The 13380-nt window shown below is 69.1% G+C and carries 9 protein-coding genes and 1 pseudogene; 6 read left to right on the top strand and 4 right to left on the bottom strand.

Annotated elements, in window-relative coordinates:
* From ABZ321_RS55215 to ABZ321_RS55205, 3 genes and pseudogenes are all read right to left on the bottom strand, one after another.
* Positions 1-480, bottom strand: a pseudogene (locus tag ABZ321_RS55215) (hypothetical protein); the annotation flags it as partial.
* Positions 481-501: 21 nt separating this feature from the next.
* Positions 502-957 (bottom strand): hypothetical protein, encoded by a 456-nt coding sequence (locus ABZ321_RS55210; RefSeq protein ID WP_354904625.1) that lies wholly within the window; start codon positions 955-957, stop codon positions 502-504.
* A 15-nt stretch (positions 958-972) separates the two neighbouring features.
* Positions 973-1119: a hypothetical protein gene (locus ABZ321_RS55205; protein ID WP_354904622.1), complete on the bottom strand. Its 147-nt coding sequence runs from the start codon at positions 1117-1119 to the stop codon at positions 973-975.
* Between the two features lie 513 nt (positions 1120-1632).
* Between ABZ321_RS55205 and ABZ321_RS55200 the strand changes: the two genes are divergently transcribed.
* Both ABZ321_RS55200 and ABZ321_RS55195 read left to right on the top strand, forming a co-directional pair.
* A complete protein-coding gene (locus tag ABZ321_RS55200; protein WP_354904619.1) occupies positions 1633-4221 on the top strand; it encodes an AAA family ATPase in 2589 nt (862 codons plus the stop codon).
* Entirely contained in the window at positions 4221-5414 is a 1194-nt protein-coding gene (locus ABZ321_RS55195) for a restriction endonuclease (protein WP_354904617.1), read from the top strand. The genes ABZ321_RS55200 and ABZ321_RS55195 overlap by 1 nt, the downstream gene beginning before the upstream one ends.
* 708 nt (positions 5415-6122) lie before the next feature.
* Here ABZ321_RS55195 and ABZ321_RS55190 read toward each other — a convergent pair.
* Positions 6123-6308 (bottom strand): hypothetical protein, encoded by a 186-nt coding sequence (locus tag ABZ321_RS55190; protein WP_354904614.1) that lies wholly within the window; start codon positions 6306-6308, stop codon positions 6123-6125.
* Positions 6309-6402: 94 nt separating this feature from the next.
* On the opposite strand from ABZ321_RS55190, the gene ABZ321_RS55185 reads away from it, so the two are divergent.
* From ABZ321_RS55185 to ABZ321_RS55170, 4 genes are all read left to right on the top strand, one after another.
* A complete protein-coding gene (locus tag ABZ321_RS55185) occupies positions 6403-8736 on the top strand; it encodes a WD40 repeat domain-containing protein (RefSeq protein ID WP_354904612.1) in 2334 nt (777 codons plus the stop codon).
* Positions 8729-9571 carry a hypothetical protein gene (locus tag ABZ321_RS55180; RefSeq protein WP_354904609.1) on the top strand — a complete coding sequence of 281 codons (843 nt, stop codon included), beginning with the start codon at positions 8729-8731 and terminating at the stop codon, positions 9569-9571. Before ABZ321_RS55185 ends, ABZ321_RS55180 begins: the two co-directional genes overlap by 8 nt.
* 5 nt (positions 9572-9576) lie before the next feature.
* Positions 9577-11586 carry a hypothetical protein gene (locus tag ABZ321_RS55175; RefSeq protein WP_354904606.1) on the top strand — a complete coding sequence of 670 codons (2010 nt, stop codon included), beginning with the start codon at positions 9577-9579 and terminating at the stop codon, positions 11584-11586.
* A partial coding sequence (locus ABZ321_RS55170; protein ID WP_354904604.1) for a WD40 repeat domain-containing protein occupies positions 11583-13380 on the top strand: 1798 nt, incomplete at its 3' end. The genes ABZ321_RS55175 and ABZ321_RS55170, both read left to right, overlap by 4 nt.

The following is a 13380-nucleotide window of genomic DNA, read 5'->3' as shown; positions in this document are numbered from 1 at the left end:
GTCGGCGAGGATTTCGTCGATGAGGGCGGGGAACTTCCCGTCGCGGTCCCTGATCAGGTAGCGCGCCCGGCAGCTCGCGTTCTCGAGGTCCATCACGAGGTTCTTGATGGCCTGTGCCACCCAGCCTGCGGTCGGGTGCGCGGTGGTGTCGAGGATGCGGATACGGCGGTTGGCGTGCTCGATGACTGCGAGGATGTACTGGCGCTGCCCGGTCAGGGTGACGGTCTCGATGAAGTCGCAGGCGGGCAGCGTTTCGGCTTGGGAGCGCAGGAAGCCGGCCCAGGTCGTGACGCTTCGCTGGGGCGCGGGGTCGATGCCCTCGGTCTTGAGGATCTCCCAGACGGTGGAGGGGGGCGACCTTGATGCCGAGGGTGGCGAGTTCGCCGTGCACCCGCCGGGTGAAGTAGGCCGCCGACGAGGTGCCCGTGGTTCGGGTCCTTTTCCGACGGCCCCTTCCCGAACCGGACGGGCGGCTTTCACCGCATCCGGCTCTCCAGTGCTCTACTTCCGGGTGCTTGCTGTGGCTCGTCCGGCGTGGATGTCGTGGTGGCAGCGTGAGCAGACCACGAGGGTCTTGCGCTTGCGCTTGGCCATCAGATGGATCCACGTTGGTCGTTCGGGTCTGCCCGGCCTGTCGAGGTCAGCGAGTTTCCGGACGTGGTGCACTTGCAGTCCCGTGCGTGACTCGCAGAGCTCGCACCGTTCGGCGAGGAGCCGGTGGATCAGCTCGTTGCCCTGGGTGGTGGCCTGGGGTGGTTTCCGGTCGTTGATGATCGCGGTGGGCTGGCGTTTGAGGGGGATCCCGCCGAAGCGGGCGACCAGTGGCTTCCTGCCCTGGCGTGGGACCGTGACCTGGAAGCAGACCCGGGGGCCGTCGTCGGTGGCGACCCGCGTCTTGTACTTACCGGCCATCTTCGTGACGGTGGTGGAGTGCTTCGCGGCCAGGGTCTTGAGCATGGATGTCTCCATGACTCAGTGCAGTCGGTCCAGCGGGTAGACGTCCTGGGCCAGCAGGTAGTACTGGACATATCCGCGGTACTCGGAACCGTAGGTGGCGACGATCGTGAAGTCCTCGTCGAACAACAGCGGGCCTCGTTGCGCGGGTATGCCCTTGCTCATATACCGAGCGCATCGCTGCCGGATGGCGGTCCTGGGCACGAACAAGCCGATGGTTCCGTTGATCATCCGACGACCGTCGGTGATCTTGGTATCGGCGTGCTGGGTTCTGATTTTGTAGCCGAGGAAATGCGCCGCCTGGTGTTGCGCGACTTTCGGTGTGAGCGGGACATCAGGACCCGACCAGGCAGGTTCGTCGTCGCTTGCCAGAACGCCCTGTGAACAGCATGGACGTATTTATCGGCAGGTACAGGGCTCTACTGCGTGCGGAAATCGACGCCGCGATTTCATCTCTTTACGGCGTTGAGCGTGACGACGTGGATTTCATTCGATACTTTCCCGATTGTCATGCGTAAGGATGAGCAGGGGTTCGGGGAGTATCGGACGAAGCGGTCTATCCTGCAGGTGCGCGACGCGATGGTGGAGGCGATCACGACGGGTCTGCCGTACCAGACGATCTTGAATTCGCCGCTAGGTCATGGGCCGCGTTATCCCGCAAGGACGAGAGGCTGATGGATGAGTGTCGCGGAGCGTCGGGGTCAGCGGATGCGGGCGGCGTTGGAGGCGTTGGTCGGCAAGCCTGACGGGCTCGCGTTCCGCGACGTCTGGGACGAGGTGTGCCGGCGTGTGCCGCCGCAGCCGGAGGATCTGGAACGCACCAGGTCGAACCGGCAGCGCGGTGAGGTCGATCTCGTCTGGTATGCCGTCAACCTTGTCAAGGCGGGCTGGCTGCGGAGGGAACATCGACTGTGGTTCCTTACCGACGGGGGCCGGCTCGCGCTGACGGAGTACCGGGATCCGGACGAGTTCGCACGGGTGGCTGAGGCGGCGTACCGGTCGTGGGATCGCGGGCGTGTCACGCCGGTGAACGCCGTGGATGGTCCGGTGGACGGCATCTTGGCCGGTCCGTCGGGTGAGGTGGTCCTCGCCGCCGCCGCTGAGCTGCTGCGGCGTGGTTTGCGTAGCGGTGGTTCGGCGTTCGTGGCGGGCCGTTCGGTGTGGTCGCCGGCGGCGGTGGGGGAGTTGTATGAGCGTTTCGTTGAACGCCCCGACGCGTCGGGTGCGGACTTCCTCACGAAACTGCGGCGGCAGCTCGACGGCTGTTCCGATGACGCGGTGCTGCTCACCGCGGAGCTGTTGACGCTGAACGTGCTGCCGCTGTCGAACGTGACGGCGATGGCGAAGCGGGCAAGAATCCGATCGGTGCTCGGATGGCTGGCGTCGCCGGTGGAGACGCCACCGATAATCGACAAGGCGTTCGAGCATGGTGTGTTCAGCGGTGGTGTCGGGTTCAACGTCTCGATCTGGAAGATGCTCAGCCTCCTGATCCATGTCGTACGGCATTGGCACGACCTTCCGGCGGCCGATCAGCAGGCGGCGTTCGATGATCCGTGGGCGTGGAAACGGTTCGTGCGCGGCTGTCCCGGCCCGAACATGCCGTCGCAGCGGGAGGCGTTGCTGTATCTGGCGCATCCGGACACGTTCCTGCCGATCGTGAAGGTCAGCCACAAGGTCGCGATCCGCGACGCGTTCGCTGCGGACCTGCCGGCGGCGACCGGCGATGTGGACCGTGATCTGTTGCAGATCACGGTGGCGTTGCAGGCTGAGCAGCACGGGCCGGTCGATTTCTACGACGGCCCGTACGCCGACCGGTGGCGCACGACGGCCACCGACACCACCGACGAGCCGGGGTCGCGGCGGGCGTGGCTGGTGCGCGGGTCGAGCGTCAACGGCCACAACCTCGTGCCGGCCTGGCTGGCTGAGGGCTTCGTCTCGCTCGCGGCGGCGAACCTGCTCCCGATCGACGTGGGCATCGATCACGCCACGTTGAAGGAGGCCGTCGACCGCGATTACAGCCACAAGTCGTACGCCGCGCGGAAGGAGAAGCTGCAGGAGTTCCACACCTTCCTGAGCCGAATGCACGACGGCGACTTGGTCGCCACCTCCAGCGGCGGGGCGGTGCACGTCGGGGTGCTGACCGGCCCGCCGGTGTTTGTCGAGTCCGCCGACAAGCGCTCCAACCTGCGCCGGATGGTGCAGTGGCGCCCTCGTGAAGCCGCGGTGGAGTATGCGGCGCTGCCCGCGCCGTTGCCGGCCAAGCTGTCCAGTCAGGCTGACGTGGTCGACCTGACCGACGAGTTGGCGCTGCTGGAAGAGCTCATCGGCGTGGACGGCCCGACGCTGCCTGCGGCCGATCTGGTACTCCGGGACGCCGACGACGCGCTTGCGGAGGCGCTGCTGGTCGACCGGTCGTGGCTGCAGGAAGTCATCGAGCTGCTCCGTGATCGGCGGCAGCTGATCCTGTACGGTCCGCCCGGCACCGGAAAGACCTACCTCGCCCAGCGCGTGGCGTGGCACCTGACCGAACCGAACGCCGTGCGGCTGGTGCAGTTCCACCCGTCGTACTCCTATGAGGACTTCTTCGAAGGGTTCCGGCCCAGCGTCGGCGAGGACGGCAAGGTCGGGTTCGAGCTGAGGCCCGGCCCGTTCCGGCGCATCGTCGACGCCGCCCGGCAGGACCCGTCGACCCCATACGTGCTGATCATTGACGAGATCAACCGGGCGAACCTGGCGAAGGTGTTTGGGGAGCTGTACTTTCTGCTGGAGTACCGCGACCAGGCCGTCGGGCTGCTGTATTCGGCCGGTGAGGAAGACGATTTCACGTTGCCGGAGAACGTGTTCCTGATCGGCACGATGAATACCGCCGACCGGTCGATCGCGTTGGTCGACGCGGCCATGCGCCGCCGGTTCGCGTTCGTGTCCTTGCATCCGAACGACGACCCGGTCCGTGGGTTGCTCGGCAGGTGGCTGGACCACCATGGGTTGCCCGGTGAGGCGGCGGCGCTGCTGGCGGCGTTGAACGCGCGGGTGCCGGACGCGGACTTCGCCGTCGGCCCGTCGTACCTGATGCGGCACAGCGTCTACGCCGACGGAGGCCTGGACCGGGTGTGGCGGACCTCGATCCTGCCCCTGCTGGAGGAGCTGCACTACGGCGACGGCGTCGACCTGGCCGCCCAGTACGGGCTGGCGGCCCTGCGCCGCAGCGTCGCCACCGCGCAGACCAACACGTCGATGCCGGCAGCGGTTGCCGACGAGCCGTCCTGATGCTCATCGAGCTTGATGAGCTGGGACCCGCAGTGGAGGTGCGGCTCACCGATGTCGAAGGCCGGCGTCTGGCCGCCTCCGGGGTCGTGGAGGCCGTGCCGTCGCGTTACGACCCGGGAGTGTGGCTGATCCGCGCGGCCGGCAAGGTCGGCGTCGCCCAGGTCGGCGGCACCGAGGTGTGGGTACGCCCGAAGGTGCCGATCGACCGACTGCTGTTCCTGCTGGGCTACGCGAGCAACCCGACCGGCTGGCGGGACGAGACGGTCGACCTGACCGGCGGGGAAAACCTGCTGCCGGCCCTGGCCCATGCGCTGTGGCGGCAGGCGAACCGGGCCCTGCGGCAAGGTCTGCTGCAGGGCTACCAGGTCCGTGAGGAGGCGCTGCCGGTGCTGCGTGGCCGGCTGCGAGAAGGCGAGCAACTGCGCCGCCATCACGGCGCCGCGATCCCGGTCGAGGTCCGATACGACGAGTTCACCAGCGACATCGCGGAGAACCAGCTGCTGCGTGCCGCAACGCAACAGATGCTCCGCGTACCCAGAGTCGACCAGGAGTGCCGGCGTCGGCTGCGGCACCTGCTGATCCGGCTGGGGGACGTGACGCCGCTCGTGCGGGGGCAACCACTGCCGCAGTGGTACCCGACCCGGCTCAACACCCGCTACCACACCGCGCTACGGCTGGCGGAGGTGATCCTGCGCGGTACGTCCGTCGAGCACGCCGCCGGTGCGACAGCGGTCAACGGGTTCATGCTCGACATGCCCCGACTGTTCGAGGACTTCGTCACCGTCGCCATCGCCGAAGCACTGCAACGCCATGGCGGACGGGCGCGCCGCCAGGACCCGCACTACCTCGACCAGGACTCGAAGGTCCGGATGCGACCCGACCTGGTATGGCACCGCGACAACGTCCCCGCAGCCGTCATCGACGCCAAGTACAAGTCGGAGAAACCGGCCGGGTTCCCCCAGGCCGACCTCTACCAGATGCTCGCCTACTGCACCGCACTCGACCTCACCCACGGACACCTCATCTACGCCCGGGGCAACGAGCAACCCGCCCGACACACCATCCGCAGCACCGGCGTCCAGATCATCTGCCACGCGCTCGACCTGGGGCAGCACCCCTCGGTCCTCCTCGCCCAGGCCACCCGAGTCGCGGACATCATCTGCGCAACAGCCTGCGTTTTGCCGAGGCCGTAGGGAAACCTACGGCCCCGCTGCCTCGCTCAGGCTGGGCACAGAGGGTCGACGCGGTCGCCGGACGCTGACCGCAGCCTGAACCAGCCGACCCCTCGGGCACCTCTTCTGCGCGCGCAAGGTTGGTATGGACGCAGCGTCATGAACGGCACTTGATTGGAGCGCGCTAACAATGCGCTCACAGCAGAGATCAACTCCAGGCGGACACGGAAGCATGACGCAACACCGGCCAACACGCAGCAGTGTTAATGTGAGGAGGTCACTTGGATGTGGGAACACCGGCCGACATGAGCCGACACTCCACAGTGGAGCCTTTGCAAGCCCTGGGGGTCAAGGGGTCGTGGGTTCGAATCCCGCCGTCCCGAATTTGAAAAAGGCCAGCTCGGCTGGCCTTTTCGTTGACCAGAATCAATGTGTCGGCCGCGTCATGACACTTGATTTGCACGTACGCGCGTACTGTTTCCGCGAAGCTGCTGCTGAGTGGCGTGTTGATCTCGTCGTTGTCCGTTAGCGAACTGGGCCTGCTGCGACCAGTCCGAGCACCGTGATGATCGGGCGATATGTAGCCTGAGCTGCTCGTTTGCGTTTTGCCTTGATCGATGCCCATCTGGGAAACGGCCCCTTTACCGCACCGGTCAGCTATGAGTCCACTGTGGATGATCACGACACATCTGCGACACGTACGCCCGTACGGTGATCTCCCCCGATGGTTCACGCTTCGGGCAGTGCGTCGGCGCTGGTACGGGTCCGTTGTGGGAGGTGCACGTCGAGCAGGTAGGGGATGGTGCTGACTGCGTTGGTAGCGGCGATGTCTGCCTCGACGGCCGCCCTGCGCGATCCGGCCGAGCCCGCCTCGCCGCCGACACCTCGGACGCCGAACGCCCGGTCGTCTGTCACCGGCTCGGTGACAAGTAGCCGATCGGAAGATTGCATTCCGTCACTCTGGTAGTGCAGGGTTGCTCGTGGCAACGCCGTCCGCCGGGGGAGGGGCATGGCATCGGACCCCATCGTAGAGGTGCACGGCCGCATCACGGACGTGCTGGCCAGCCTGCTGAACCGCCGCCCGGCCCCGCAGGCGTACGTACGGCGCCACCTGGCCGAGCACGCCGCGGCCGGCGGCGTCCTCGACGAGCGGGTCGTGTCGCTGGACTTCCTGCCCTACGCCGACGCCCCACGCCTACGTGGCCTCGTTCCGAACCTGCGGACCGCCGCGGGGTCGGACGTGTGGCAGGCGTGGCGGCAGGTCGCCTACTCCTGGCGCTGGGACCACCCCGCCGCGAACCTTGACGCGCTCGCCTGTTCCCTGGCCTCGTACGATCCGGCCGCAGCCCTGTCGGGCAGCGTGTGGCTGACGCAATGGGCGCGTCGTCCCCGCCAGTCCAGCGAGATCCTGGCCCGGTTCACCAACGCCCTGAACGCCGTGGCCGCGATGGTGCTGCCCGATGGACTGCCGGTCGCGGTGACCGGCGACCGTGCCGGCGAGGTGCGGGTGTGGGACCTGCACTCGGGAGAAACGCTGGGACCGATGTGGCCCGGCCATCGTGGTGCGGTGCTTGCCGTGGCAACGACGGTGCTGCCCGACGGCCGGCCGGTCGCGGTGACCGGCGGCGCCGACGGCGACGTGCGCATGTGGGACCTGCTCACCCGTGAGGAGTCCTGGGTTGCGCAGCCCGGGCACCGCCGCGACGTGCGGGCGGTGGCGACGGCGGTGATGCCCGACGGGAGGCCGGTTGCGGTGACCGTCGGCGACGGCCGCGAGGCGCGGATATGGGAACTGTGGACCGGCACCCAGATCGGTGACCCGTTGATTGGACACGCCCGGGAACTGCGAGCGGTGGCGACGGCGGTGCTGGCCGACGGGAGGCCGGTCGCGGCGGTCGGCGGCCATGACGTATCAGTGCGGGTGTGGGACCTGACCACCGGCGTGCCGATCGGAGATCTGCGGACCGGGTCCAGCGATGGTGTGTGGGCGGCGACTGCGATTGTCATGCCCGACGGGCGGCCGGCCGCGGTGACCGGTGATGGCGACGGCGTGGTCCAGGTGTGGGACCTGACCACCGGGGCTGCAATCGGAGCCTTCGACGCGGACGACGCCGATGCGGTGCAGGCGGTGACTGCGGCAATGCTGCCGGACGGGCGCCAGGTCGTGGTGGCCGGTGGAAACGGCGCGGTGCGGGTGTGGGACGTGACCACCGGCACGCGGGCGAGCGAGGCCTGGATCGAGCATGACGGAAGCGTGTCGGCGGTGGCGGCGGTCACACTGCCTGACGGTCGGCCGGTCGCGATAACGTGCGGGGAAGACAACGTGCTGCGGATGGTGCACCTGAACGCGGGCGCGGCGCCGAGTGACCCGTCGACCGGCCTCGACGTCAGCGGCGGCCTGCGGGCGGTGTCGACGGCAGCCTTGCCAGATGGCCGACTGGTCGCCGTGACGGGCGGCGGCGACAGTGCCGTGCGAGTGTGGGACCTGTCCACCGGCGCGGCGTTGGGCGCTTTGACCGCCGTCGACACCACGCCTGGGCGGGCGGTGTCGACGATGGTCCTGCCTGACGGGCGGCCGGCAGCGGTGACCGGCGGCCGGGACGGCGTGGTGCGGGTTTGGGATCTGACAACCGGTGCGGCACTGGGCGTCTCACTGTCCGGTCATGACAGCGCGGTGTGGGTGGTGTCGACGGTGGTGCTGGCCGACGGCCGCCCGATGGCGGTGGCCGGCGGCCGGGACGGCGTGGTGCGGGTCTGGGATCTGACGACCGGTGCGGCGATAGGTGCCCCGCTTTCCGGCCACACCAGCCCTGTGGTGGCGGTGTCGGCGGTGATGCTGCCCAGCGGGCGGACGGTCGCCGTCACCCTTGGTGTCGATGGTGTGATGTGGATGTGGGACCTGACGGCCGGTGCGCCGGTCGGTGCCTCGGTGACCCCTCACGGCCACAACATCTGGGCGGTTTCGACGGCGCGGTTGCCTGACGGGCGGCCGGTCGCGGTCACCGGTGACTTCGATGGTCTGGTGCGGGTGTGGGACCTGACGTCCGGCGCGCCGGTGGAGCCACCACTCATTGGCCACAACGACATCGTGTGTGCGGTGGCGACCGGCACGTTGCCTGACGGGCGGCCGGTCGCGGTGACCGGCGCGGACGACGGCGTTGTGCGACTGTGGGATCTGACCACGCATCAGCCGCTCGGTCACCCCCTCTCGTTGCCCGACTCGGTTGTCGGTATCGCGGTGGTGGACGATCTGGGCGGGCCGCTGGTGGTGCTCGTGGGGACCGGGATCGCGTGCGTGCGGTTGAACGTCGACGCATTGATGGGGAGCGTGTCGCATGGGTGAGCTGGTCGGGGTGCACGGGGTCGCCAAGCAGCGGCTGGGACGGCACCTGCTGCTGCGGGACTGGGCGCCCGCCTTGGCCGACGGCGTCGAGCGGGCCGCCGGGCGTGCGGTCGCAGTACCGGACCTGGATCAGGCGTTCTACGGCGACCTGTTCCTGGCGGACGCGGGCGGGCAGACGAAGTCCGGCGCCACCGAGGACGCGCTGGAGGGCATGGACGAGGCCGAGCTCGACGAGGTCACCGAGACGCTGGCGGAGTCGGTCGACGCCGATGACGTGGCTGCGGCCGAGGGCGAACAGGCCAAGGGGTACAACCGGATCCCCCGGGCATTGCAGGTGCTGCTGCGGGCCGTCGACCGGCGGTTCGGCGTCGCCGCCGGGGTGCTGTACGTCGGGGTACTGCGGCAGGTTCGCCGGTACCTGACTGATTCGGAGCTGAAGGCGACCGTCGATGCCAGGGTGGCGGCGACAGTTGACGACAAGACGCGGGTGCTGATCGGGCATTCACTGGGGTCGCTGGTGGCGTACGAGTACCTGCGCCAGCACCCGGAACACGAGATCAAGTTACTGCTGACGCTCGGCTCGCCGTTGGGTCTGCGGATGGTGCGAAGCCGGCTGACGGTGGTGCCGTTGCCGGTGCCGGCCTGGGTGAACGTGCGGGACCTGCGGGATCCGGTGGCCTGCGCCGGGCCGCTGTACACCTGGTGGCCGCGCATCGGCCCGGACGGTGACCGGACCGTCGACAACGGTGGCGACGCGCACGCAGTGGAGGGGTACCTGGCCCGGAAGGCGACCGGCGAGGCGCTGCTGCGGGCGCTGCCCCACCTGGCAGGCTGACCGGCATGGAGGAGGACGTCACCCGCCGGCATTTCGTCGCCGTGGCCACCGGCGAGTACGACGATCCGACGTGGTCGCCGCTGAAGGTGGACGGTGAGGTCAAGGCGTTGCGGGACTGGCTGTGCCAGGACGGGCTGGGTCCGCGGCGGTTCACGGCACGTTACCCCGAGTTGGCGGCGAACCCGACGAAGGCGCAGATCCGCGACGCCCTTGAGGACCCGCCGATGATGCAGGCCTGGCGGGAGAGCGACGCCGCCGTCGTGTTCATCACGGGGCACGGCAAGAAGGCGAACGACACTCACTACCTGATCCTCAAGCAGACCGAGAGTGGACGACTGGCCAGCACGGCGATCCGCACCAGCGACTTGATCGCGTGGCTGTCGGAGACCGGGATCAGGCACCTGCTGGTGATCCTGGACGCCTGCTACGCCGGCGCAGTCGTCCCCGACACGACCCGGCTGGACCGGGACCTGCCGTCGACCTGGCTCGTGCTGCCGAGCGCGACCAGGAACGAGGAGGCGGTGGTCGGCGCGCTCACCGGCGCCGTCACCCGCTTCCTGGAGAAGCTAGCCCGGCCGGAGGGCGGCAGCTACGGCGGCGCACTCGAACCGTATCTTAAGGTCGAGGAGTTTCTGCGCGGCGTACGTGAGCAACTGGCGCCCGGGCAGACACTGAACCCGTTGGCCCGCGGCAGCTTTGACGATCGGCACCTGTGTCTGCCGAACCCGCACTACCGCGGCAGCGATGCCGCCGACCTCACCCCGGCGCGGCACGAACTGGCCCTGCCGCGCAGCGACCTGGAGACCCACTGGCGGCCCCGGGCCCGTGGCGTCATGCGCGACGACGAGCCGGGCTGGCTGTTCACCGGGCGGGCGGCCCTGATCCGCGAGCTGATCGCCGCCGCGACGACCACTACGGGCGCAACCATCATCACCGGCGGCGCCGGCAGCGGCAAGTCGGCGGCCATCGCGCGCCTGGTCACGTTGAGCGACACGAGGTTCGTCGAACAGCACCGGGAGGAGCTCAGCGACGTGCCCACCGACTTGCGGCCACCCGCCGACGCGGTGGATGTGGCCGTGCTCGCCACCGGGAAGCTACACACGCAGGTGCTCGCACAGATCTGCGGTGCGCTATACGTATCGCCGCCGAATACCGCACACGCGGAACCCACTGATACCGAACGCCTCGACGCATGGCATCGCTGGCTGAGCACCCACGAGCGGACGATCACTGTGGTCATCGACGCGCTCGACGAGGCCACCCACCCGCAGGACCTGCTGCACAAGGTGCTCGCCAAGCTCGATCCGGACCCCTCGCGGCCGCGGATCCGCCTGCTGGTGGGCGTCCGCTCGCACGCCGCGGGCGACCGCCCGGACCCTCAGCCCGGCAACGGTGCCGCGCTCGCAGATGCCGCGGCTCGGGTACTGCGGGCCAAGCGCATCCCGGTCGACGAGCCTCCGTGGTGGGACAAGCGGGACGTCGCGGACTACGTCCGCAGCATCCTGCGGCACACGGCGGGTTCCCCATACCGGAGCCTGCCGGACGATCAGGTCGATGCCGTCGCCGATGTACTGGGGGCGCAGGCCGGCCGCTCGTTCCTGGTGGCCCGTATCGCCGCGTCGTCGCTCGTCGCGCACCACACCGTGGTCGAGGCCACTGATCCCGCCTGGCGGGCGGCCCTCGACGACGGCGTCCTGGGCGTCTTCCGTGACGACCTGCACCGCAGCCTTGAGGACCCGAAGGACCGCCATCGCGCGGTCGTCCTGCTCCGCGCGGTCGCCTTCGCCTACGGTGCCGGCCTGCCCTGGGCCAACATCTGGCCGCTCGTCGCCCACGCTGTCGACGACGACGGCGGCTACTACGGCGACACCGACATCGCCTGGCTGCTTGGCTCCCGCCTCGGCGCTTACCTCGTCACCGACACCGAGGACGACACCACCGTCTACCGCCTCTTCCACGACCTCCTCCGCACCACCCTCCGCGAACGCTGGCGCGAACTCCTCGCGGCACCATGACCGTTCACACCGCTGCTCAACTCCGCGACGTCGAGGCCCGCATCGCGCGGGAGTTGTCCCGCCTCGCCGACGTCCCGGCCACCGTCGCCTGCGACCAGGCACCCCCGCCGTACATCCGACGCCACCTCGCCGAACACGCAGCCGCCGGGGATGTCCTCAACCCCCGGACGATCCCCGACGCGTTCCTGCCCTACCTCGATCCGGTCCGCCTCCGCGCGGCAGCTCAGCACCACGCGGACCACTCGCTGCTACCTGTCATCCGGCAAGTCACCTACCTGTGGCAATGGCACAAACCCGCCGCGAACGCGGCCGCACTCAGCCTCTACACTGCGCTGAACAACCAACGGCGGCTGGAAGCCTTCGGCGGCAACTGGCACATTCGCTGGGCCACCCGCAGCACCAGCCCTCATGAGGTGCTCGCCCGCGGAACCACAGCAACGGCCGTCGCAACGGCAGTGCTTCCGAATAGACAACGGGTCGCGGTCACCGGCGGCCACGACGGCATGTTGCGGGTGTGGGACCTCGGCACCGGCACGGCGGTGAGTGCCCCGCTGACCGGCCACGACGGCGGCGTGACGGTGGTGGCGACGATGGTGTTGCCCGACGGGCGTACGGTCGCCGTCACCGGCGGCCACGACGGCATGTTGCGGGTGTGGGACCTGAGCACCGGCATGCCAGTGGGTGCCCCGCTGACCTGCGACGACGGCATCGTGTCGTCGGTGGCGACGATGGTGTTGCCCGACGGGCGCCCGATCGCGGTTACCGGCTACGACGGCGGCACGGTGCGGGTGTGGGACCTGAGCACGAGCACGGCGGTAGGTGCCCCGCTGACCGGCGACGACCGCATCGTGTTGGCGGTGGCGACAGTTCTCCTGCCCGACGAGCGCCCGGTCGCGATCACCGGCGGCCACGACGGCATGTTGCGGATGTGGGACCTGGGCACCGGTGCAGCTTTGGGTGACCCGCTGTCCGGCCACCACGGCGCGGTGTCGGCGGTATCGACGATGGTTCTGCGCGACAAGCGCCCGATCGCGGTCACTGTCAGCGATGACGACAGCATGTTGCGGGTGTGGAACCTGTGCACCGGGACGCCGGTACGTGAATCGCCGACCGGCTACGCCACCGGCATGCAGGCAGTGGCGACGATGGTGTTGCCGGACGGTCGGCCAGTCGCGGTGACCGGCGGCTACGACGGCGACGTGCGGGTGTGGGACCTGAGCAACGGCACGCCTATCGGTGAGTCGCTGACCGGCCACAACGGTGCGGTATGGGCGGTGGCGACGACGGTGCTGCCCGACAGTCGCCCAGTAGCGGTCACCGCCGGCGACCACGACGGCGCGGTGCGGGTGTGGGACCTGGACACAAGCGTCCGGTCAGGTGAACCGCTGACCGGACGCACCGGCGGCACGTGGGCGGTGACGGCGGTGGTGCCGCCTGACGGGCCGCCAGTCGCGGTTACTGGCGGCTACGACGGCATCGTACGGGCGTGGGACCTGACCGCAGAGACGCCGGTGGGTGTGCCGCTGACAGGCGACATCGGCGCCGCAGCTGAGATGGCGGTGGTGGTGTGGCCGGACGGGCGAACGGTTGTGGTCACCGGCGACTTCGTCGGCGTCGTGCGAGGGTGGGACCTGGGCACCGGCACGGAGATAGGCGACCCGATGAGCGGCCACACCCGCGGCGTGACAGCGGTGGCGGCGGTGGTGCTGCCGGGTGGGCGTCCGATCGCGGTCACCGGCGGCTACGACGGCACGGTGCGGGTGTGGGACCTGGGCACCTGTACACAGCTGGGTT

The organism is Dactylosporangium sp. NPDC006015, from assembly GCF_040614215.1.
GTDB lineage: Bacteria > Actinomycetota > Actinomycetes > Mycobacteriales > Micromonosporaceae > Dactylosporangium > Dactylosporangium maewongense.
This window is presented reverse-complemented; position numbering and strand designations above follow the sequence as displayed.